The sequence below is a fragment of the Propionispora hippei DSM 15287 genome, assembly GCF_900141835.1.
GTDB classification, from domain to species: Bacteria; Bacillota; Negativicutes; order Propionisporales; family Propionisporaceae; genus Propionispora; species Propionispora hippei.
Genome location: NZ_FQZD01000027.1, coordinates 1 through 22916, shown reverse-complemented (window position 1 = coordinate 22916; position 22916 = coordinate 1). Strand labels below are relative to the sequence as shown.

Here is a 22916-nt window from a genome sequence, read left to right as displayed (position 1 = left end):
TCCCTTCTCTTTGTGTTTAGAGCTTCTATGTTAGTTTTTTATACACCGCCAAGTAAGCCCACAGTGCGTTGGCCAACAGCAAGGTACTGGTAACAAAAAACACATAGCGGATACCCCAGTAAGCGGCGATCTGTCCGCCCAAAATCGAACCGCCAAATACGCCTAAATATTGGGCCGATATATTAAGTCCAAACACCCTCCCGGTAAGAAACTGGGGAGTGATTCTTTTAATCAGCGCATTCACGGAAGGATTCAACCCGGCTAAGGCTAAACCCAGCAAAAACCGCAAGCCCATCAACTGCCAGGGATTCTTGACAAACCCCTGGGGTATAAATACCAGACCGGCCACGCCCAGGGCAAGCAGCATAACCTTCTGAGCGCCAATCCTGTCCGAAAGTTTGCCAAGTCCCGGAGCGGCCATGATATTAGCCAGCCCTGAAACGGAAAAGACAACTCCGGCCGTCAGCGCAACATGGCTGGTATTACCGGATAACTGAGTCACATATATGGTGATGATCGGCTCTATAGAATACAATGCCAGCGTAATGACAAAGGAAGTGACAAACATGACCGCAATGATATTTTTATTGGGGATCGTGTTCCATACTTCACCGACAGTCAGCGTTTTCGCATCCTGACGGCGAAACGATTCCTTCACAAAGAAAACGGTAATTATAAAGGCAACCAGCATCAACGCTCCGGTAATAAAGAATACATTTTGCATACCGAAGTTTTCGCTTATATAACCGCCAATGACCGGCCCCAGTAAAGAGCCCGCAACACTTGCCGTGGAAAGGGTACCCAAGGCCCAGCCGGCGTGCGCTCTATCGGTCTGCGTCGCAATCAGGGTAGTGCAGGCCGTACTATATCCGGTTATCACGCCCTGCAGCAATCGCAGCCCGATCAGTTGATATACATTCTGAACAAAGCCCATACAAAATATAACAATCGCCATACCTAGGCTCGCGCGCAAAAGCATTGGTTTTCGGCCGAACTTATCGGCTGCCCGGCCCCAAATGGGCGAAAAAACCGCGGAAATGATAAAGGTAATACCAAAAGCAATTCCCGAGAACTGCGAAATAAGACCTGCATCATGGATGCCCAAATGGTCAATATACAGTGGCAGCACCGGCGCGATCTGACTCATTCCCACGCCAGTCACAAACATTCCGAACCAGCAAACCAGCAAATTTCTTTTCCAGACCAGCATGCTATGAACCTTCCTTCTAGTACTCCGCCAGCTTTGAAATAGGAAGACAGGTAAATTTCGTCAGCAAAGGCTGGTGGAGCATTCCACTCTGTACATCTCGTGCATGAATCATTAGCAATACTATACTAACCGGTTAAGCTACTGTTATTCCATGCATTATCTTAAACTTCATGGATATTTTTGCGATAAAATTCCGAAGGACTTACCCCTTCCACCTTCTTGAATATCCGGCTAAAATAGAATTCGTCAGTAAAGCCTAGTGCCTGTGCTACTTCCTTTACCTTTTTATCGCCTTCAACGATAAGCTCCTTCGCTTTATCAATTTTAATCCGGTTAAAATATTCGATAATAGAATATCCCGTTATCATTTTAAACGTCCTGGACAAATAAAAAGGGGACATATGCATTACCGCCGACAGTTCTGGCAGTGTCACCCGCTGCTGGATATGCTGATGCATGTATACGATGACCTTTTCTACCTTTAGGGAATTTGCGTAATTCGGGTTTTGCCTCCGCTTGTTTTGATATAGGGTAACGAGTAACTGCTGGAAAAAAGTTTTAGTAATGAACTCATACCCGGGCAGCTTCGCATTCCAGGTATCAACTAATTTCTTAAATATATCCTCCACGGGGTAATAATCCCTTAATTCTTGCGCCGGCTGGATCGGCAGCATGTTCTTTGCGTCTCTGACGGCCCATTGACCGTCCTCAAAGCTCACTTCACCATAGCTAAAATGTACGGAGAAAAAATAGATAGGCTCGTCTTTGCCTGTTTCTATCGAATGCAGCACATCCGGACAAATATAGAACAGCATGCCTCTTTTAACGGGATATTTTTTTTGATCCACAATGATGTCGCCACTGCCACCGGTAATAAAAATCAGTTCATGATGCGGCAGCGTTCTAACTATTTTACGCCGGAACGGCCTGGTTTCATGGAGTTGCCGGCCATTGCAGTAATGGATATGGAAAAAAAGATTTTTTATATGCATGCATTCCGCCCCCTTCTTATGTTTATAATTGCCTACTTTACTAAAATATCCTCCGGGTTGCCCATAATAGCTCCTGCCAAACTTTATATCCCTAATGTGACAGGCGGCGCCGGCTCTATGCCGGTCAGTTCTATGAAAGGCCCTTATCTCCCCGCGCCTGCGGGACAACTGCCCTGTTCTTTAAAGCGGGGAGGCAAACCACTGACCAGAGCTTACTCGCTCCCTCTATAAAATAAAAAACCGCCTACGATGCAGACGATTTTTTGCTATTCATTCACTCAGGGCTTCGCGCCAAGATCTGTGTCTAATTTATCCATAAATGAAGTAAATTCTTTGGTAATATCCATATTGAGGCGTTCCGATAATACCAACAGCCACCATAGGCATTCCGCCATTTTGCTCCCAAGTTCAGCCTGCAGGTTTTCTCCCTGCACCCAGCGACCTTCAGCCGCCATCACCAGGCGGGCGAGAAGACCAACATCGGAAACAAAAGCAAGCATATCTTCCTCGGTAGTCCAAACAGTTTTATGATTTTGTTTCTCCAATTGCCGGTAAAATCTACGCACGCGCATAGCCCGCTCAGCAGCAGCGGAAAAATCAATATGGTTATCCTGGGGAAGCTTTGAATTCATGTTTCATCCTTCCTTTTCATTTCATATATTATTTCCATATCATTGCCAAAAATGCTTTTTCTTTTAACAGCTTTATTGATCTGATTTTGTCCGGGTTGGCTGTATATTGTCACTTGCGCCGCGCCAAGGCAGCCAGTTTATTCACTGTGTTCCAATTACGCACAGTTATAGGTATCCCTAACTTATCCAGATGATTGGCGAGTTTTGAATTTCGAATGCCCTGATAAAATAGCAGGAATACCTCCCGCCCATGAATCTGGAATTTTTCATTTTCATTTCGATAGGCACTCAGCCTTTCTATGTCATCAGGGCAAGGCGCTTGCTTCAGGAAGGCCACATATAAGCTTTCTGCCGTTGATGCCGCTGCCGCTTCTTCTAATTCTTCCTCGGAAAACGGACAATGCTCAATAAGCTTTTCTAATTCTTCAAGCGATCTTACCAGGACAGGGACCGTAAAGCCAAAAGCCTGTTCAAACTTCTGCTCAATGCTCTGTTGAACTGTTTCTGGGCCCTCGGCTGATTTGAATACAACATTGCCGCTTTGGATATAGGTTTGAACGCAAGCGAAATCCAATTGCTCAAACATTTGCCGCAAAGCTTCCATCCTGACCGTATTCTTCCCTCCCACATTAATGCCCCGCAGCATCGCTATATAAGTACTCAATGCCATTATACCTCCTGATAACAAAATCGGTGTTTTCCAGCAAGCTGTCCTTCACTATGTCCAACCGGCGAAAATATGGGAACTATCCACAAGCTGCATAAACCTCCGATCTGGTATAACCAAACCGGAGGTCTTTTATTCCCTTTATTGCAGCATGTGATGATTCCGGAATTCGGCCGGACTGACACCCACTTTTTTCTTAAACAGCCGCGAAAAGTACTGCGGATATTCAAAGCCCAGTTGATAGGCCACCGAAGCAACAGTCGTTCCCGGCTCCAACAGGAGATTTTTAGCCTCATCGATCAAATACAGATGAATATGCTCGATGGCTGTTTTGCCCGATTCGGCCTTTAAGGAATCACTCAAATAGCGCGGGGAAACAGCCAGCTCTTTGGCAATCCAGTCTATGCTCGGCGTTCCGAGGTCATTGAATTTCCCTGTGGCGAAGTACTGGGCAAGGGTTTCTTTAAACCGCTGACCGAGGCCACGCTGCAGCTCCTGGCGGCCGATAAACTGCCGTTTGTAAAAACGCTCGGCATATTTGAGCAATGTCTCCAGTAAGGCAAGCACAATCTCCTTACTATGCTCATCCTGATGACTATTGTATTCCGCCGCAAGATTGTTATAAAGCGCTGTAACAATCGTTTCTTCTTTCGGCGATAAATGAAGCGCTTCATTCACGGTATAGGAGAAAAAACCATAGCTTTTGATTTTCTCCGCCAAGGCATGGCCTCTCAGATAGTCTTCATGAATATTAATCACAAACCCTATTTTTTCTAAGGCCACGTCCTCCCACTGAATGGTTTGCCGCGGCGCATAAAACAGTAAGGAACCCCGCGTAAAGTCAATACTAGTCCTGCCATAAGCCATTTTGCCGGAAATAACATACTTTAATGAAATGATATAAAAATCGGTCGTAATCGGCTGTGAGCTTCCCCGGTGCGGGATATCCGCCGAGGCCAGGGATACCAGTCCGAACATGGGGTGCTCCGGCGGCGGCCAGCTCATATATTTATGAAACTCTTGTATCGAGTTGAAATGTTCCATCATCACACCTCTTTTTGGTAATTATCCGACCTGCCGCCAATAAAGCAGGCCGGGTAATCGATTGTAAGATCGGGGAACGCCGCCTAACAATGCAGGCTTTGTGATAATGGCTCCCTAAAGATTAGTTTTAAAAAACGGTGACAGCTTCGAAAGAGCTTCCCCCACGTATTGCGGGATATCGTACAGCGACATATGACTTGCCCCCTCGACAACGTAATAAGTCTTGTTTTTGCTCGCCGCCCGCTCATACAACTGATCGCTCATCCACTTGCTGCCGGCATTTCGCCCTGCAATAATTAGCAACGGCTGGGTCAAAAAGAGGTCTACCATGTTGAGCGCATCCCAAACTGCCAGTTGAGTAAGACTCCGGGCTGCACCATGTCCCGGGGCAGTATCCTTTTGGCAACGCGGCGTACGATAGTATTCCCAGGCCTGGGCCAAATCTTCATGGGAAGCATCTTCCTTCCTAACAGGAACAATCGGAAAAATGACCGTCTCTCCACTATTGGCGTCATCGGTGCGGGCTTGCGAACCGAACTCCAGCATGGCCAGCACCTGTTCCGGACTTTCCGTGCCTTCCCAGCCGTGGCGCAGCATCGCGCCAAAATTAGCCATACTAACCGTTGCTAACGCTTTGATGCGACGATCACCGACGGCTGCGCTTGCCGTGTAGCCTCCGCCGGCACAGACGCCCAGAGCGCCGATCCGTTCCCTGTCCACATAGGAAAGAGTAGTCAGATAGTCGATTACTGCGCTAATGTCTTCTACCCGAATATAAGGATTCTCCAACTGGCGCGGCTTGCCGGTGCTTTCTCCCTGGTAGGAGGCATCGGCGGCAATAGTAATGAACCCTTGCTCAGCTAGTTTCTCAGCATACAACCCGGCAGTCTGCTCCTTGACACCGCCGCCAGGATGCGTCACAACAATGGCGGGATACTGCTTATTTCCGGCAAACTCCGGCGGAAAATTGACAATTGCCGACATTATAATATTAGCACCATTTTTATTCTTAAAACTAATCTTTTCCATTTTTTTCGAAACTCCTTTTTAATAAACTAATATCAATCATTATCCTTACAGATTTTCTTTATAAAAAGGAATCAGCTTCGCCAAGGCCTTGTTCACCGGTTCCGGCTTATCGTACAGATCATAGTGCGAAAATCCTTCGACTACGACCAATTCCTTCTTAGCAGACCGGGCCCGGCCAATGATTTCACAGCCATCCCGGTAAGCGCCGAAGGCTCCGACTTTGTCGCCCACCACCACTAAGAGCGGTTGCGTAAGCAATACCTCTGCCAGATGAAAGGCATCCCAGCTTATCGCGGCAGCTTGATGGGAAAACAGCGTGCGGTTTGCCCCGTTTGGCTTTTCTCCCCGCGAAGTGCGGTAATATTCGGTTGCCTCATACACGTCTATTTCGAGCAGACCGTTTTGCCGCGCCGCTTCCGGTGAAGCAGGCAGCAAATCATCCACACGCCGCTGCGCGCCACGGACCTCAGCCGTACGTTGCTTGGCAACGGTTTCCATGAACCCAATGGGATTGAAACCACTAAAGCCCTCACGCATCAGACGGCCATAGTTTACGCCGGTAACGGTACCCACCGCCTTAATGCGGCGTTCGGTCATCGCTGCGTTGATGGAGTAGCCGCCACCGCCGCATATGCCAAGCACACCAATTCGTTCCTCGTCTACATAGGGAAGGGTCACCAAATAGTCGACAACCACCCGAAAATCTTCGACCCGCAGCACCGGATCTTCCAGATAGCGCGGTTCTCCACCGCTCTCTCCCTGAAAGCTGGCATCAAACGCAACGACGACAAACCCTTCTTTGGCCAGCGCAGCACCGTACACACTGCCTGCGGTCTGTTCCTTGCAGCTACCGATAGGATGGGCACTGATAATCGCCGGATATTTACCTTGCTCGCTAAAGTTATCGGGTACATAAACATGGGCCGCAATATCCCAATACATGTTCTTGATTTTAACAGATTTCATTTCATAAGCTCCTTTCAGGTTTGGACTGTTTTCTACCACCTGCTGATAGATTTATCATAGCAAACGGGAAGCAACATAGAAATAAACGAAACTGCCATATGTGAATACATTTCTGCAAGTTGTCCAGAACTTACTGTAGCGCTTCTTGGCCTTACTAATGAACGTTACAGCAAATAAGCAAGGGGGCCGCATGGCCCTTTCCCAAAGACCTTTGCAACCCCCTTGTTTATTCACCTATTCAATATCTGCTTGAACGATTTGATCCCGCCCGTTTCTTTTTGCCTGGAACAAAGCCTGGTCGGCCTGTCTGATTAAATACTCAAGATCGGCATAAGTCTCAGGAATCATCGTAGCTGTGCCGATACTTACCGTATGCTTTGGAATGTCCGGATTGTTATTGGAGCTTATCGCGCAAACCTCCCTGATCCTTTGTCCGATCATTAAGGTCTCTGCCGTAGAGGTATTGGGGGAAAAAACAATAAACTCTTCCCCGCCGTACCGGCCAAACAAGTCCTCCTGGCGAATTATCGCCTCCGTTCCCCGGCTAAACTGCACCAACACATTATCACCCACGGCATGTCCATAGGTGTCATTAATCGTCTTAAAATAGTCGAAATCAATCATAAATACAGTAACCGGCTTTTGCTGCCGGATCATTAACGAAACAAGCTTTTCCGCCAGTTGGATAAATTGCCGCCGGTTATAAATCCCGGTCAGATAGTCTTTGGTAGCCGCTTCCTTCAGCTTGATATCTATAACCTCACGGCTAACCAGCAAATAGGCCATAGTGCTGATCAGCATATGTATATACAAGCTTACAAAAGAAATGGCCTGAGACGACGACGTGGCAAATAATACATAATGCTCACCCCGCGGCCATGCGTCCAGGGCTCTTAGAACCTGGTAAGCGGCCAGGGCTACAAAAAACAACGCCAGTATCTTGCGCAATTTAGTAGCATCACTACGAAAGAAAAGGCCGGCCGCTGCCACAAGTGAATATATCGCTAAAATCATGGCACTGACAAAAACCCTGACACCCATGGTAGCCCCTGCCAAATAAAGCAAAGTGAAGCCTGCAATAATTCCGGCCACCACGTAGCGCCACCGCTTGATCGACTTGTTAAGCGGTATCCTGCCGACATGAACAATACAATAGACCTCGACAGCAACACCGAGAAAAATAAGACTATTGCCCATAATAATCGAAAAATCAACCGGCACCAATCCCCGGAAAAGCCCCAGGGCTCCGCCTAAGGTTTGCAGCAGCTTTCCATAGATGTAATGCCGCATTAAACCGTCAAAACCGGTCGTTTGAGCAAAAATGACCAGCATCAAAAACATAAAGAAATTGCCTAGAAAAGTAAGAAAATAAATGGTATATATGTCCAACGAAAACAACTAGCTCACCTCAGTCATCTACTTGCACCTGTGCCTCGTAACCTGCTTCTTTTCCGAATAATACCATAAGCTGATGGATATTACCACTGGAAAAGTTCGTATACTCTGCTTGCCTTGATAAAATTCGTTCATAGCTTTTATCTTAAGACCGGGTAAGGCTGCTGGCCTCAGAATTCATATTGGCACCACTACTTATTCACTAAACACAATGAGAACACGCTCACAAATTTACTATATCTTCTACTGCCGAAACGATTTTTCTCACGAAAATAAAACCGCCTACAAAACAAAATATCACAGCCATAAAGGTCCAGAACATGGAGGGACTTCTTCCCGCTATTCCAGCCTGAAGTATTTGATAGTTGATAATAGTAGAAAAGAGCAAGGTAAAAAAATTGATCACGTTAATAGAAATAGTACTAAGCAGTCTAATTTTTTCTTGTTTTTCATCCGGCAGTTGCAATACTCTGTTCCTATCGACTTTCGGCAAATTAAGATATGCCAGTGCCCGTTTTGAATTGACACACCACCAGGTCAAAATAGTCACAAAAATAAATAATCCTAACTGGGTTAAAGGCAAGGCGAGCACAGCAAACCACGATTTTCTACTCCAGCCATTCGGAGTACCGGAAAAGTCAAAGTGAATCGGGAAAACATTGGGAAGCGACGGATAAGCAAACATAGCTAAATCAAAACTAATGATCACCAAAACCAAAGCTGCCAGTTCTAAAGTTAAGATTTTACGGAGCATTTCTTTGACCTCTTGCATTGCCATGGCCGTCCTCCTCTTTACTAATTTACTTATATCGGCCCAAGACAAGCCTCTTGCTTGAGAGCGTAAAAAAGCTGCCAATATAGACAATTCGATAGCCCCGAGAGGCCGCTTTTTCTTTAATTGGGGAAAATGTACGGACAGGCTGGCCGGTCAATCGCCGCAACCCAGGTGACATGGATAACGGGAATATTCCTGCCGTTTACCTGCCTGGTTTGCAGAGTGCCTTGCACTTCATACCAGGCACCTTCCGTAAGGCTATCGGGCTCCTCTGTTTCACAGATAATACCGTAAGGATAGGCATCAGCCGCGCAGCAGCCGACCACATATCTAACTAAGGATGTACTGCCAGGCAATTCGTCATTGCTTTTATAGGCAAAGCCCTTTAGTTCTATACTTTTTCCGGTGTTTTCCTCCGGATGATAGGTAAGTTCTCTAAGAACGCCAAGGAAATTACTATCGGTTATTTTAACAAAGGTTGCCTGCTGCAGCTCATTGCGATACTCCTCGCTGGAAGATTTATTGGTAAGGTTACTGTTCAGACCCCGGTTATTGACCATATTGGCATTAAGATCAGCGTTAGGCAGCAGGAAAGCAACCAACAGCGTAAGGATGAAGGGCAAATAGTTCAGAATCTTGTCATGAAAACAAGAGTGGCTTTCGCGAAGCTCTTTTGTTTTTTTGAATTTCCAGCACTGCCTCAACAGCATGAGGAAAAATAAAGCACAGGCACTCTCGATAAAGCCGGTAAAGCGGGGATGAATATATAGTATGATTTCATTTGTGTAGACAAGCTTATATAAGAAAACAAAAAACCCCAGTAATATAGCGACTCTGATCATTAGATCCCTGACCGCAGATGACATATCGTATAACCCCGTTTCAAAACTCAAAAGTTGCTATCGGATAGATATAACTGCCTAATAAACAAAGAAATACAACAATGGTAATTAAGGTGATGACAAACCGTAAGGGAAACGTATGAAGCAGCATAAACAAGTTTTTTATATCAATCATCGGACCAAAGACCATGAAGGCAAGTAAAGACTGGGTGGAAAAACTGCTGATAAAGGAAGAGGCAATAAAAGCATCGGCTGATGAACAAACGGAAATGGTAAAGGCAAACAGGACCATCACCACAACGGATAATAACGGTGAGTGGCCAATGGCCAGCAAAAATTCCCGCGGCAGAAAGGTTTGTACCGCCGCGCCAATGGCCGACCCAAAAATCAAGAATTTACCCATTTCAAAAAATTCACTGCAAGCGTCATCTACCACACTGAGTAACTTTTCTTTCCAAGCTTTTTGATGATTATGATCATGGGAATGGCATTCACAACCGTGACTAATCGCCGGGTTTTCACTGTTTAACGGGACTTGTTTAAACAATCGGTCAATGAGCAAGCTTGTCCCGGAAGCTACCAAAAAGGCGATGAATAATCGAAAAAAGGCTATTTCCAAACTGTTAAACGCGTAAAATGTAGAAAATGCCACAACCGGATTGATAATCGGGGCGGATAATAAAAAGGCGATGGCCGAGTAAAGCGGTACTCCTTTCTGCACTAACCGCCGGACAATCGGCACCATGCCGCAGTCACAGGCCGGAAAGATGAGGCCCAAACAGCAGGCCAGCAAAATATTGTAGCTCTTCTTTTTAGGCAATGACTCTTGAATTATTTTTTCCGAAATAAAATTGTGCAGAATAGAAGAAACAAGTACGCTAACTAAGATAAAAGGTAATGCGTCGAGGAGAATACCTAAAAAGATGACTTTGAAATTGGAAAGATTTTGCCACATATTAGTTTAGCTCCTTAGATGGTAAGCAAGTAACACAACTAATTATTATCGTCCTTTTTAAATGTGTCAAGAATTTCCTGCTTTCTACAATAAAAAAAATCTCCTCTAACTATATACCCTATTTAAACCGCAAAATGGCAAGGTTCAGGAATTCTGAAGCCTTGCCGGATGTATGTATCTATTGCCCACACCGTTTTTCACAGTACCATGCACCATAGCTGTTATAACAATTTCTGAAGTGCCCTAAAAGCGATGTCAGCCATAACCCCGTAACCGGCCTCATTGGGATGCACACCGTCACAATGCAGTCCGGACTTTATTTCGGCAGTCTCTTCATCAACCAGGGCTGCATAGAAGTCAATATATATCAGGCCATTGTTAACAGCATACTCCTGCATAGCTTCTCTGTATTCCCCTAACAAGATTTCAGCCGACCAGTCATTGCACGGTATCGGGAGACCAATTATCGGAGTAATCTGATTGTCTCTAGCCAGTTGTACCATCTTGTTGATATTGCCAACAACCTGGCTGACCTCCAGGCCTTCATAAGCGTCATTCGTTCCGCCCATGATGATGACATGAGATGGCTTGTGTCTGCATACATCGCGGGTAAAGCGACTGAGCATACCGCTGGTGGTATCGCCGTTACTTCCGCTGTTGACCTGTTCTATTGCCAGTTCCTTAGCCGCAAAGTAAAGCCACGATTGCTCCGGCATATAGGGAAAACCATAGGTTACTGAATCACCCATGGCAACTATTTTCACTGTGTGAATAGCAATCACCCTCCTTTTAAAATCTATCCAATAGATTTATACGCCGGTTATTTGATTTCCTCTAACCGGGGGAACCAGGGAGGGTCATTTTTTGAATAGGGCTACTATTCCTGCGGTTTTACTTCCTTGCCAGCCAAAGTCCCTTGTCAGACCTGCGGGCTCATTAAATCAGCGGTTCCCTAGAATTTCAATGTAACCCAAATCTCCGTTAACCCTTATTTTTTCTCCATCTTTAATTAAGGTTGTGGCATCATCAACACCTACTACCGCGGGAATGCCATATTCGCGGGCAACCACCGCCCCATGGGTCATTAAGCCGCCGACTTCGGTTATAACCGCAACGGCAGATTGAAAGAGCGGGGTCCAGCCTGGGTCAGTATGGGGTGCCACCAGAATTTCCCCTTCCCTCAAAATAGCACTCTCCGGCCTAAGGATAACGCGGGCAATCCCTTCCACCACTCCTGCGGAAACAGGACTGCCGACGATCATTCCGGCTGCGACATTTTTTTTGTTAAGAGGAACAATAACAATTTCGCCCTCGCTTGTCATGACTCGCGGCGGCTTCAATTTTTGATACCGCTCGTGTTCTTCCTTGCGCTTAGCAATCAGGTCATCAACATTTCCCGCATAATTGTGCTGCAAAAGATTAACCAGTTCATCCAGTGTCAGGAAGCATACGTCCTGGCTTTCCCGCAGTATGCCTCGCTGCACAAGGAGATCAGCTTCCTCCATAATGGCTTTTTTGCATTCACCCATCACGGCAATGAGGATATACTTATGTTGCTCACGCAGTCCGCCTAACTGACGGTAAACAGCAATCAGCCGTTTAATGATTTTACTTCTAAAATATTTCCCCTTTACCGAGTCTAACACAGTATGCATCGCTGCCTCGGCTTCCTTTTGTCCTTCGGCAAATCGCAGCCGATGTTCGCCGGCCCGCAGACTTTGCAGATGACTGAACAATGCGGAGATTAACCTTGTAGGCGCTTCATACCAGCGTGTGACGGTCATATCAATCTCACCGGGACACCTCATCCCGTACTTGTCCATGAACTCGGCAAAAGCACGTCTAAAGGTTTCGCCACCCTCTATACCGTCAAGTCCGGAATAAAAGGTTTGATCATTAGCTTTTTTGAGATATTCCCGGACCGCCGGCAGTTCCCTCAGCAGATCGGCAAGATCGCCCAGCTCCAGCCCCATCTCACTTGTCACATTGTGGGGAAGTGACTTATTCAATTTACTAATCTCATCATCATGGCCCAAACGATGAGTAATTGCCTTTTTCAGCATAAAAACGGATATGATGCCGGGAAAGACATAAGGAATCAGGTTATGTAGAATATCGAGTAAAAGAGTTTTCAATTGCTTTTGAACAATGATGATCCGTTCGGCCCCCTGTTTTCCATTAAGTGCTTGTTGTATCCCCTTTTGGTGTTCCCGGGTATATATTGCTACCTCGTCCAGAACATGTTCCAGGTTACCGGAACGAAGAACTTTCCATCCCTTCCTTAAGATAGGAACTGCAATTTTTCTAACGGACGAGAATGCTGTATTATGAGAAGAGTGGCTTTCCTCAAGAAAGTCCGGACGCGAAGTGACCGCTGCCACAGCCCGGCTCATGCTTTCGTCTACATTTTTAAGCACTGACGGAACAATCTTACGGGCTATCGGATTATGCAAAATATCCGTAAGATCAATAAACACCCTTCCCCCGGCAAGGGTAAAGACACTTGCCGGAAATATATGCTGTAATACCGATAAGCCCAATGGCTTCATTGCATTCGTTGCCATTTGAATATGGCCAAAAGACAGCAACACCCGCAAAGGCCGCTGCGGCATATCCGGCCGGGGATAAAGGGTGGTAATCGGCCGGCTCTGGACAATATATATTTCATCCTCTGCCACACAAAATTCAATATCCTGAGGTACGCCATAGTGTTGCTCAATCTTTTTGCCGAGCACCGCCAGCTCACTGATTTGCCTGTCACTGAGAGCTTGCCGTTCCTGTTGTTCCGGCGGAATCTCCTTGGTGACCGTACCGCCTTCCGGTAATGCATAAATGGCTAATTTCTTTTTCGCTAGCTTCTTACTGACAATATGACTGTTTTTTACTTTATATAAATCAGCAGACACCTGCCCCGAGACAAGTGCTTCACCTAAACCAAAACTGGCATCAATGGAAACAACCGTGCGATTACCATTTACCGGGTCGGCGGTGAACATGATGCCAGCCGTATCGGGGCGTATCAGTTGCTGAACGACTACAGACAGATAGATGTTCCGGTGGTCAAAACCATTCTTGGCTCGATACACGATGGCGCGGTCCGTAAACAGCGAGGCCCAGCATTTTCTGACGTGCCGCAGCAGTTCTTCCTGACCTTTCACGTTTAGATAAGTATCCTGCTGACCGGCAAAGGATGCGCCAGGTAAGTCTTCTGCCGTTGCGCTGGACCTGACGGCGTAAAAATTTTCCGCTCCCTGTTTTGTCCAGGCCTGAATAATAGCAGTCTTAATCGAAAGCGGGATAGGTATTTGCTCTATATGGGTCCTTATCTGCTGAGCGATTACTCTCACTTGCTCTAAGTCGGCCAGTTCAATTTGGTCTAGCACAGTAAAAAAAGCTGCCATTTCCATACTGGTTTCTATAAAGTCTTTATAGGCAAAGGTCGTTATACAGAATCCGCCGGGTACAGGAAAGCCGGCCTGCGTCATCTCACCCAGGTTAGCCCCCTTTCCGCCAACATAGCTAAGACTTGAGGCATCTATTTGATGAAAAAAAAGTACATATGGCTTCATACCCAACCACCTTTACGCGATTTTTAACCGGCTATGCTGATTGATCTATCCTTAGTATATTACATATTTTAGCTTCTAGTCAGAGCAAAAGTATCGGCTATATAAATTAAGTTCTTTCCGGCATGAAACCCTTCCATCAAATATGCCTGAAATAAAATAATCCCCTTTGCCAAACTCTACAAAGAGGATTAAATATACTATTATTTATGTTTTTCTAATCATCAGTAAAGTGATAGCCGGGAAATCAATAATTTACACTAATTTAAATGGGCTTTATACTCAAATGCCGTTATGCCATAAATCTTTTTGAAATGCTTATTTAAATGAGATAAATCGACAAAGCCACATTCTGCGATGGCTGAATAAATATCTTTGTTTTTCTCCAGTAATTGCTTGGCACGATTGACCTTGCTAAATATAAAAAATTGATAGGGTGAGATTCCCGTATTCGCTTTAAATAACCGGATAAACTGAAACTTTGACATAGCAAGCTCTTGGGAAATTTCATCAAGGCTCAATACATCTGCTAATTTAGAATAAATCATTTCCTTTGCTTTTTTAATTAGCTTACTATCTTTTCGGCAGTCAGTATAAAGCTTAATCCGATTAAAGTTATCTACCAGAGACAGGAGCAATTCACTGCACAAAGCTTCCTCGCCCTCACTTAGAATGGCGCGGGAAAGCTTTAAAATACTATTCCGCAGAGCTTGATGATAGACAATGGGAGAGGCAAACCGGACTAGCTCCTTTTTCCCCAGGATATCTAAAAACAGTCTCGGTTCAATATACAGCATAACATAATCAATTCCCGTACGGTCATGGGCTCTCCCGTCATGAATCTGTTCAGGATTAAACAGCATAACCCCACTCTCATAGGACGACTGAAAACTACCGTCTAAATTATATTGTTGAATGCCGCGCAAGGTTACACCCAAGGCATATTCTTCATGGCAATGCTTTTTATAGGTGAAATCGGTAAAGCTCGCTGATAGCGCCGTAACCTCGGATGATTTTTTATATATGAACTTTTCCATATCGGTCATCTCCCAACAAGCTCAACTAGTCCTGACCCCATTATAGCAGAATAGATTAAAAACAGGGCCATACTGATATTAACCGGCTTCTGATGCCTTATCAAAAACTCTTTAAAAATCGCCCCAAAAAGCACCCAGGTGACAAAGGCTAAAAAACCAATAACGGTAATTACTGCAACAAATATTGATAGTAGCTGCGGTTCTGTGTAATATGGCATAACAAAACCCGGGATGACCGTCATGGTAAACAACACCACCTTGGGATTTACAAACTGCATAATAAATCCTGACCGGAAGGTGGCAGCTTGCCTTGCCGTTGATCCTGCTGTATCCATTTTGTATATCTGATAAGCCAAATACAAAATATAAAAAGTCCCCATGCTCTGCATGATCAGTAAAACCTTAGGTATTACCGCCGCGAGCATGGTATTTAATATAGCAGAACCGGCCAGTAAGGCGCCAAAGGCAAGCGTTGCTCCATAGGTATATTCCATCGCCTTTTTTACTCCGCAACCATGCACCGTAGACAATATAACAATATTGGTCGGCCCCGGTGTAAACGTTACGATAACGCAATATATTAAAAAGGATGTAATATTCATGACACAAGCTCCTTACAGGTTGTTATCATGAATATTACATCAGGAAAATGAATCGGTATAGTATATTATTGCAGCATTTGCTTGCCCATTTATCCCTTCTAAGAAAGCCAGAACAGCTCTTGCAAAGTGAAACAAGAGCCTGTTTCCGTGTTTTTGAGACGGGATTATCCCCTTACGGTCTGCTTGCGAGAAGGCTTTTTCAATTTAAGCTACTTTTATAGCAAAGCGCATAAGTAAATTACGCCCACACCAAGAAGAGTCAGTGAACCTAAAATAGGCAACGGCTTTTCAACAAAATATTGTAAGTTAGGATAGGGAGCCATGACCGCTTCCTTTTTTATTTTCCATACCGTATAAGAAATAGCCAGCAGGGCGATGCCCATTCCACCGGCAAAGGCACTAACGAGTAGAAGTCCCAGCCATGCAAGGTGTAAGGTCAGGCAGAAGATGAAAATTACACTGGTTACCGGACAGGGAACCAAACCAACCGAACAGGCAATCCAGGCCGGATGGCCAGGACGTTTGGTTGCCAAGTTACTGGTTTGCTTTGTTTGCATAACCGTATATAACGTGTTAAGGCTGATTCCAATAATCAAGATAGCAGCAACCAGTTGCAGATCGACATTCAACTGCTGTGTGCTCAGTGAAGCATATTTCCCTAATATGAGATACGTGACTGCTATAATAGAAGTTGCTGACAAGGCATGCAACAAAGCGGCAGCAAGGGAAACAAAGCATACTTCCTTTACGCTGCGCTGCTTGGCAAGAATCCAGGTAGAAAGCAATGTTTTCCCGTGCCCAGGCCCCAAGGCATGTAAGGCTCCATAAACAAATGATAACCCCAGCAGGGAGGCAAGTAAGCGAAGATTCGTTTGCGCCTGTAATTCTTTTACGGTCAAGGCTATCTGATGGTTCATTTCCTGCTGCAGTTTGCTAAGAAACCGTAAATACGGATTATGCTCGATAAACAGATTGACTGGCATTAAAAGAGAATGCAGCGTATTACCCAAGAAATAAATTATACCATATAGAAATAAGCCGCAAACGATACATACAATAAAATGCTTAGTTTTCATAACTTTTCACCTAAAATGAAACATAAATTTTGTCGATACCATATTCGCTGCGTTGTTCTAAGCTAACCGGTTGAGCACTTTGATTATCTATTTGGAAGTTACCGGGATACATATCGAATTGATTATAAATAGTAGGATCATCAAAACGTAAGGTTAAGCTGTGATTGATACTCTGATTGATAAATAAGGTAAAACGGCATTGTAAAATGCCATCTACAAAGGTTGTTTGAAAATATGCCGGCATAAGATTAGGATAAGGCTTGCCGTCTATTTCAAGATATGTATAATAGCCGGAACGAGGCGCCTGGCTGCCATTCACCAATAGCTGCATTTGCGGAAACACTAAATTCCAGATGGCCGCGCTGTCGGAGCCGCTGCTTTCTTTAAATAAAGCGGATGACATATCATCAAAATCCCATTCCACATTGATCTGAGAAACAGCGTGATTACTGATGACAATCGTCGCTTTCGGCGTAATAAACACATGGGGATGTGCGCTGACCGGCAAAGTAACTATGAAGCTACAGAGTAGTGCCATAAGCCAAATTTTCATGAGTTGTTCTCTCCCGATGGATAAAATGTCATTAGCCTTTACTAGCCAACTATAGATTGAATAGCAGCCCCGGTATGAATCCCTTTTTTAAGAGAATATAAGAAATCGAACGGGTTTGGTCATGATGAAAGATCGGAATTCTCTTTAACGTAAAGGGATGCTTAAAGGTTTCCACGCCCAAGCGGGTAGACCATCCGGCCAAATAGCCGGCTTCTTGCGCTATCTGCAAAGTATCGCCGGAATAACTTCCGCCGGGATAGGCAATAAAGTTTACTTTGCCGCCTACTATTTGTTCAAGCGTAACCTTTGATTGCGCTAATTCAGTTTTAACCTCCTCGACGGAAAGCGTACCCAGTAAGCGATGCGTCACCGTATGCGACCCAAAGTCCATACCGGCAGCTTGCATTTCCCGCATTTGCGGTATAGTTAAGCGATCAGCTTGTCCAATAATACCGGTAATAATGTAAAAGCTTGCAACCATAGAATATTTTTGCAATATGGGAAACGCATAGAGATAATTGTCCAGATAGCCGTCATCAAAAGTAATGATCAAAGGTTTCTCCGGTAGTACAACCGCTTTATGCTGGATGATTTGCTGAACCTGATTAAGCGATAAGGTCGCATAGCCTTCCTGAGACAAGGCCTTAACGTTTGACTCAAAATGTTCAGCCGTAATTGTATACGGATTATCTTCCTGGCCAATTCGATGGTACAGTAATACCGGAATACTCTGATTCAGACCTTCATATTCCCAAAGAAATGACAATCCGGCTGCAGTGCCCATCGCACCGAAACCAAGTTTCAGAAACTGCCGACGTGAAAACATAAAATATTTTCTCCTAAATAGTGGCTTTAGCTAATGTGTCCTTGTTTATTATACAACTGCATGTATTTCTTGAAAATAGGAATATTCCTATTAAGCATAAAATGTTTTTATATATTGGCACAGCTTAATGCAGGGCGTCAATGAAGCCGTCCCCTTTTTGAGGTTTAAATTAGAGTTCGTTAAGTTTCAGAGATAAAAACGGCAAGGCTCAGAGAATCTGATGCCTTGCCGTAAATATTATTCATAGTTGATGCGCCGGGAGAACTACGCAATGATATAAAATACCTTGTTCTATCTACTAGCACAAAGTCACTTTACTCATTGATAGCTCCAAGAAGTTAATTTTCCTTTCATATCTACATATCCCCATTTGTCATTTACTTTTATTGGTGCTAATCCATGGGCAAATGGTAATGCGTAGTCATACTCGTTTGAAATTAATTGATCCCCATTTTGTTTATAAAACTTCCATTTCCCCTCACCAAAAACTCTAAAGTTTTTACTATCATCATAAATAATATACTCATATACTTTGCTTTGTATCGGTATCACAACTTTATCTGTTTTATCAATAACTCCATACTTGTTGTCTAATTGCACTTTAAATAATCCATCACCAATTGAACTTATGTAATCATACTTTAAAGGAATAATTTCTTGACCGTCAGTATCAAAAACACCTTCCTTACTATTCAATTTTACAATAATCAAATTGTCTCCAGCATACATTGTCGAACCATTATAAAGCTGTGCTAAATAATAAAGATTATCATATTGTAGTGGAATAATGACTTTATTTTCTTTATTAATCAACCCTTCTTTTTTATTAAGTGCAACTACTGCTAGACCGTCCTTAAAAGGATGTCCACTATCATACTCAAAAGGAATGACCGTTCTATCCCTTTCGTCAATATAGCCCCATTTCCCAGCAACAGATACCGCGGCCAGTCCTTCACTGAAATAATAATACCCCGCATATCTCCAGTCCTCATCATATTTTAGAGGAATTACTTCTTGTCCCCGATAATTGATAAATCCAAATTTCTTATCTTTCTGAACCCTAATTAAGTTAGTTCCCATGCTTACTCGGTCATATACTACCGGAATAAGTTCCTTCCCGCTTCGATCAGCAATACCCCATTTATCGCCCTGCCGTACTACGGAAAGGTTTTTTACTGGATCTTTTTCATCCCACTGTAAAGAACTTGAAATAAAATTATACCCAACAGGAATTATCGTATGACCCGACTCATCCAACAGGCCCACCTTGCTATTTAGAACCACATTAATTGTTCTGTTAAAATTAATTTCGATTTTATCATAAAATACCGGAACAATTTGCCTGCCAGTTGTACTATAAACACCCCATTTCCCTCCCTGCTTCACAGCAAGAAGCTCATTCTGAGGTGTATTCCGCCAATCTTTGCAATAAGTTATTTCCTCATATTGAGCAGGAATAATTTCCTTTCCCGACGTACTGATTACTCCATACTGGCCAGCAATTTTAATGATTGCAGTTCCTTTATAAAAACTTATATTTTCATATTCGGCAGGTACAACAAAATTACCCTTTAAATCGATAAGCCCCCATTTCCCATTTATTTTAACTGCTGCTAAGTTCTCGGAGAAAGAACGAGCCTCATCAAATTTAAGATTTTGTTTTTCATCGGCATAAACATTTATTCCGACACTTGAAATAAATAGAATCAAGATAAAACTAAAACATACTACCTTTTTATTAAATTGCAAAATCAACCACTTCTTTCCTATATTTATTTGTCAAATAAGGACTCCCCTGATTTTATTTCATCCAGAATTACAAAAAACCTGCCAAATTAAATATATAAAGTAGTAAGCTACCGAGAACACAAACGGCAAGGCTCAGAAAATCTGATGCCTTGCCGTAAGTATATCCATAATTGGTGCGCCTGGGAGGACTCGAACCACCGACCAACGGTTTAGGAAAACGCTTGCGACCACTTTTGGCATGTTTATATATGCCGCAATCGTTGATTTTACTGGGTTCGTGGTCATCGTGTTCTCCGTTAATTTTCGTTTTTGTACGTTCTTGCCAATTCATTGTCACAAAAATGTCACACGTTTTCGCCTTCATTTCGGGCCTCTTCAGACCGCTGCTCGCTCGTATTTTCAGACTCGAAAATGACCGAAGACATTAGGTTTGCGGCCTTTCTGTCTGTTCCACTTACAGCGTGTGTATAGCGGTTCAATGTCACTGATACATTACTGTGACCAAGGCGTTCTGATACGGCTTTATAGTCTATACCCTTGTTTATCAATAAGGTCGCATGAGTATGTCTTAAATCGTGGAATCTGGTCTCCTTTGGAAGTCCAGCCTGTTTCACTAACAACTTAAAGGCTCTATGAACATTCGATAAGGTCAAGTGGTTCCCGGTCTTCGTATGAAAGATGAAATCCGACTTACCATCATCGAGTTCCTTTAGATATTGTATCACACTTGGGTCTACTGCAATAGTCCTTTGTGACTTCACTGTCTTAGGAGTGTCTAATCTGGCTCCTCCCTTGACCTCTATAAGATTCTGCTTGACAGTAATAGTATTCTCAGTTTCATTGAGACAATCCCATGTGAGACCCGCTATTTCTCCTCTACGGAATCCTGTGGCTAACGCTGTGAGTACCAAATGGAATATCTGGTACATCTTATTGCCGTGGCCCTTGTGTTTCTCGTAGACTTCCCTTGCGGTAGACATGAGAGCCTTTATTTGCTCCTCGGTCAACGCTTGGGCCTCTGGGTGTCTTACTAGAATCTCCATACATCTCGGTACAGGATTACTCTGAACTGCGTTCTCTGTGACCGCTAATTCAAAGACACTATGTATCAAGGCTCTATGCTTGACCACTGAACAAGCAGACAGTCCTTCTTTTAGTTTCTTCTTGAAGTAGTCATTCAGGTTCGCTACGGTTATCTTTTGGATTCTCATGGAACCTAAAGACGGTATGATGTGATATTCGGTCATGTACTTATAGCCTCTTTTGGTAGTGGCTTTGATGTTGTCCTCTCGCATATCCATCCACCGCTGAATGTACTCCGCAAAGGTGGTCTTAGAGTCGGCTACTAGATTACCCTTGAGTTGCTCTGCCTTGTACTTATTGAGCATCTTAATGACTTCTGTCTGAGACTTCCCGGTGAAGGTCTTACGTTTCCTTTTGGTCTTCACCTTACCATCAATTACTACTGTCTCTGTCCCGATGTCTAAGAAGGCTCTGAATTTACCCGGAGCAATCTCTTGGACACCACCGTCTCCCTTCTTACGAGTACGGTTGATTTTCTTTGTGGTTTTCTCCTCTTGGAGTTCCATAGGTTCTACATTTGCCATATTATCAGCATCCTCCTTGATATTCAATGCTTGTACTAATATTATATCAAAAGTGACATTGAAACTCAAGGTCTGTTGACAAAGAAACTCCGTGTTTTATGACTAAAAGTATTCTAAGGGAATTTCCAGTAAAAATTGTGAAAGGGTATCAATCGACTTGACCGATTCAAAATTTCCCCCGGTGGGTGTCCATTTCCAATATACACAGAGATTACTTTGGGCCTCCCCCGGTCATTCCTTCAGATACTATACGTACGCTCTAGGTTAGGTAAACCGTGGCTCTATTGGCTTGTATCCCTTGTATTCTCTAGGTTCTTACGGTGTCCATAGGTTACTATGTGACAATATCGTGACAATAGTTTTGTCTATGAGGGAATGAGAGTATCAAGAGGTGTACGATGGGTGGACATTGGGTAGTGTAAAGGTAAACCACTTGACAGTCTTTGGCTGTCCTATAGAATCTGTACCCTTAGAACTACCCAAAGTCAACCAAAAGTCATCCATCAGACTCTTTCAGACATGGGCCTCATATCTAATAGATACTAATGGATGACATATGGTCAGTCTATCAAATATTCTTTAAGTATAGCCTTGCAAGTCTCTATTTCATCCTTATTTAACCTTCCAACTTTATCACAGAAACGCGACTTATCTAAGGCTCTCATTTGGTCTAACGCTACAAATCCTTTTACATTCTTTACATTAACTTTGAAACGCATAGGTAGACCTAAGTCAGTGCTTGTTATAGGTGCTGATACAACCGTCAATAGAAAGTCATTAACATCAGTTGGCGAGAGTATAACACAAGGCCGAACCTTATTCATTTCACCGCCTTTAGTTGGGTTTAGGTCTACCCAATAAACACCATACTGTTCATACATTGTTTAAGGCTCCTCCAACTTATCAAGGTCTATCGTATCATCATATATAACAGGGTCATCCTCATGTATTCTTGATGCCGCTTTTTTACAAGCCTCTGCCCAACCCTGTCTAGGCAAGCGTGAAGGGGTCAATGTTATTTTGTTACCATCTACCGATACTGTCACCTTTTTGTCTATACCGCATTGTTTCAGCATACTGGCAGGGATGCGGATACCTTTAGAATTCCCTATTCTAACTACATCAACTTCCATTAGAAATTCCTCCTTTTTTTTTTTTTACTTTTAGTAATTACTTTGTAGTCACATCGTAGCAGATATTTTAGGGTTTTGCAAGAGAAACATATGGAAATAGTTAGGGTTCTTATGGTAAAATTTATGTTGTAATTATAATACTAAGAGGTGATAAGATGCCTAATACTGTTAGCCTTAAAAAAAAATACTAATATTCATGTCTATCATGTTACTATCTTTTACATTTTTTAGTTGTATAGTTTATGCACAAGAAAATAAAA

23 protein-coding genes are annotated in these 22916 nt (G+C 43.7%); all 23 read right to left on the bottom strand.

The window, feature by feature from the left end; genetic code table 11:
- Positions 1–25: 25 nt before the first annotated feature.
- The 23 genes from F3H20_RS13965 to F3H20_RS13855 all read right to left on the bottom strand — a co-directional run bounded on the left by F3H20_RS13965 (position 26) and on the right by F3H20_RS13855 (position 22656).
- On the bottom strand, positions 26–1210 hold the full coding sequence (locus F3H20_RS13965; protein WP_149735526.1) for a multidrug efflux MFS transporter: 1185 nt from the start codon (positions 1208–1210) through the stop codon (positions 26–28).
- 161 nt (positions 1211–1371) lie between these two features.
- Entirely contained in the window at positions 1372–2202 is an 831-nt protein-coding gene (locus tag F3H20_RS13960; RefSeq protein WP_149735525.1) for a helix-turn-helix domain-containing protein, read from the bottom strand.
- Positions 2203–2480: 278 nt separating this feature from the next.
- On the bottom strand, positions 2481–2834 hold the full coding sequence (locus F3H20_RS13955; RefSeq protein ID WP_149735524.1) for a nucleoside triphosphate pyrophosphohydrolase family protein: 354 nt from the start codon (positions 2832–2834) through the stop codon (positions 2481–2483).
- 109 nt (positions 2835–2943) lie between these two features.
- A complete protein-coding gene (locus tag F3H20_RS13950) occupies positions 2944–3504 on the bottom strand; it encodes a DUF1697 domain-containing protein (RefSeq protein WP_223191776.1) in 561 nt (186 codons plus the stop codon).
- Between the two features lie 138 nt (positions 3505–3642).
- Positions 3643–4545: a helix-turn-helix domain-containing protein gene (locus F3H20_RS13945; protein ID WP_149735523.1), complete on the bottom strand. Its 903-nt coding sequence runs from the start codon at positions 4543–4545 to the stop codon at positions 3643–3645.
- 114 nt (positions 4546–4659) lie between these two features.
- Entirely contained in the window at positions 4660–5574 is a 915-nt protein-coding gene (locus tag F3H20_RS13940) for an alpha/beta hydrolase (RefSeq protein ID WP_149735522.1), read from the bottom strand.
- A 45-nt stretch (positions 5575–5619) separates the two neighbouring features.
- A complete protein-coding gene (locus tag F3H20_RS13935) occupies positions 5620–6540 on the bottom strand; it encodes an alpha/beta hydrolase (RefSeq protein ID WP_149735521.1) in 921 nt (306 codons plus the stop codon).
- Positions 6541–6774: 234 nt separating this feature from the next.
- The gene (locus F3H20_RS13930; RefSeq protein ID WP_149735520.1) at positions 6775–7938 is read right to left on the bottom strand and encodes a GGDEF domain-containing protein; all 1164 of its coding nucleotides are present in this window, start codon (positions 7936–7938) and stop codon (positions 6775–6777) included.
- Between the two features lie 220 nt (positions 7939–8158).
- Positions 8159–8713, bottom strand: a complete 555-nt coding sequence (locus tag F3H20_RS13925) for a DUF1648 domain-containing protein (protein ID WP_149735519.1) — start codon at positions 8711–8713, stop codon at positions 8159–8161.
- A 116-nt stretch (positions 8714–8829) separates the two neighbouring features.
- A complete protein-coding gene (locus tag F3H20_RS13920) occupies positions 8830–9552 on the bottom strand; it encodes a TIGR03943 family putative permease subunit (RefSeq protein ID WP_223191775.1) in 723 nt (240 codons plus the stop codon).
- 40 nt (positions 9553–9592) lie between these two features.
- Complete coding sequence (locus tag F3H20_RS13915) at positions 9593–10507, bottom strand: permease (RefSeq protein WP_149735517.1); 915 nt, start codon at positions 10505–10507, stop codon at positions 9593–9595.
- Positions 10508–10728: 221 nt separating this feature from the next.
- Positions 10729–11289 (bottom strand): SGNH/GDSL hydrolase family protein, encoded by a 561-nt coding sequence (locus F3H20_RS13910; RefSeq protein ID WP_223191774.1) that lies wholly within the window; start codon positions 11287–11289, stop codon positions 10729–10731.
- 159 nt (positions 11290–11448) lie between these two features.
- Entirely contained in the window at positions 11449–14076 is a 2628-nt protein-coding gene (locus F3H20_RS13905) for a phosphoenolpyruvate synthase (RefSeq protein WP_149735516.1), read from the bottom strand.
- Positions 14077–14333: 257 nt separating this feature from the next.
- The gene (locus tag F3H20_RS13900) at positions 14334–15110 is read right to left on the bottom strand and encodes a helix-turn-helix domain-containing protein (protein WP_149735515.1); all 777 of its coding nucleotides are present in this window, start codon (positions 15108–15110) and stop codon (positions 14334–14336) included.
- Between the two features lie 5 nt (positions 15111–15115).
- On the bottom strand, positions 15116–15712 hold the full coding sequence (locus tag F3H20_RS13895; RefSeq protein WP_149735514.1) for a LysE family translocator: 597 nt from the start codon (positions 15710–15712) through the stop codon (positions 15116–15118).
- Between the two features lie 215 nt (positions 15713–15927).
- The gene (locus F3H20_RS13890) at positions 15928–16788 is read right to left on the bottom strand and encodes a HoxN/HupN/NixA family nickel/cobalt transporter (RefSeq protein ID WP_149735513.1); all 861 of its coding nucleotides are present in this window, start codon (positions 16786–16788) and stop codon (positions 15928–15930) included.
- A gap of 10 nt (positions 16789–16798) precedes the next feature.
- Positions 16799–17341, bottom strand: coding sequence for a DUF1007 family protein (locus tag F3H20_RS13885; RefSeq protein ID WP_149735512.1), 543 nt, complete (start codon positions 17339–17341; stop codon positions 16799–16801).
- Positions 17342–17390: 49 nt separating this feature from the next.
- Entirely contained in the window at positions 17391–18167 is a 777-nt protein-coding gene (locus F3H20_RS13880) for a polysaccharide deacetylase family protein (protein ID WP_149735511.1), read from the bottom strand.
- Between the two features lie 318 nt (positions 18168–18485).
- Positions 18486–19916, bottom strand: coding sequence for a WG repeat-containing protein (locus tag F3H20_RS13875; RefSeq protein ID WP_149735510.1), 1431 nt, complete (start codon positions 19914–19916; stop codon positions 18486–18488).
- A 67-nt stretch (positions 19917–19983) separates the two neighbouring features.
- Positions 19984–20280, bottom strand: coding sequence for a hypothetical protein (locus F3H20_RS13870; RefSeq protein ID WP_149735509.1), 297 nt, complete (start codon positions 20278–20280; stop codon positions 19984–19986).
- The gene (locus F3H20_RS13865) at positions 20261–21523 is read right to left on the bottom strand and encodes a tyrosine-type recombinase/integrase (protein ID WP_149735508.1); all 1263 of its coding nucleotides are present in this window, start codon (positions 21521–21523) and stop codon (positions 20261–20263) included. The genes F3H20_RS13870 and F3H20_RS13865 overlap by 20 nt, the downstream gene beginning before the upstream one ends.
- A 560-nt stretch (positions 21524–22083) precedes the next feature.
- A complete protein-coding gene (locus tag F3H20_RS13860; protein WP_149735507.1) occupies positions 22084–22404 on the bottom strand; it encodes a type II toxin-antitoxin system PemK/MazF family toxin in 321 nt (106 codons plus the stop codon).
- Positions 22405–22407: 3 nt separating this feature from the next.
- Entirely contained in the window at positions 22408–22656 is a 249-nt protein-coding gene (locus tag F3H20_RS13855) for an AbrB/MazE/SpoVT family DNA-binding domain-containing protein (protein WP_149735506.1), read from the bottom strand.
- Positions 22657–22916 lie beyond the last annotated feature (260 nt).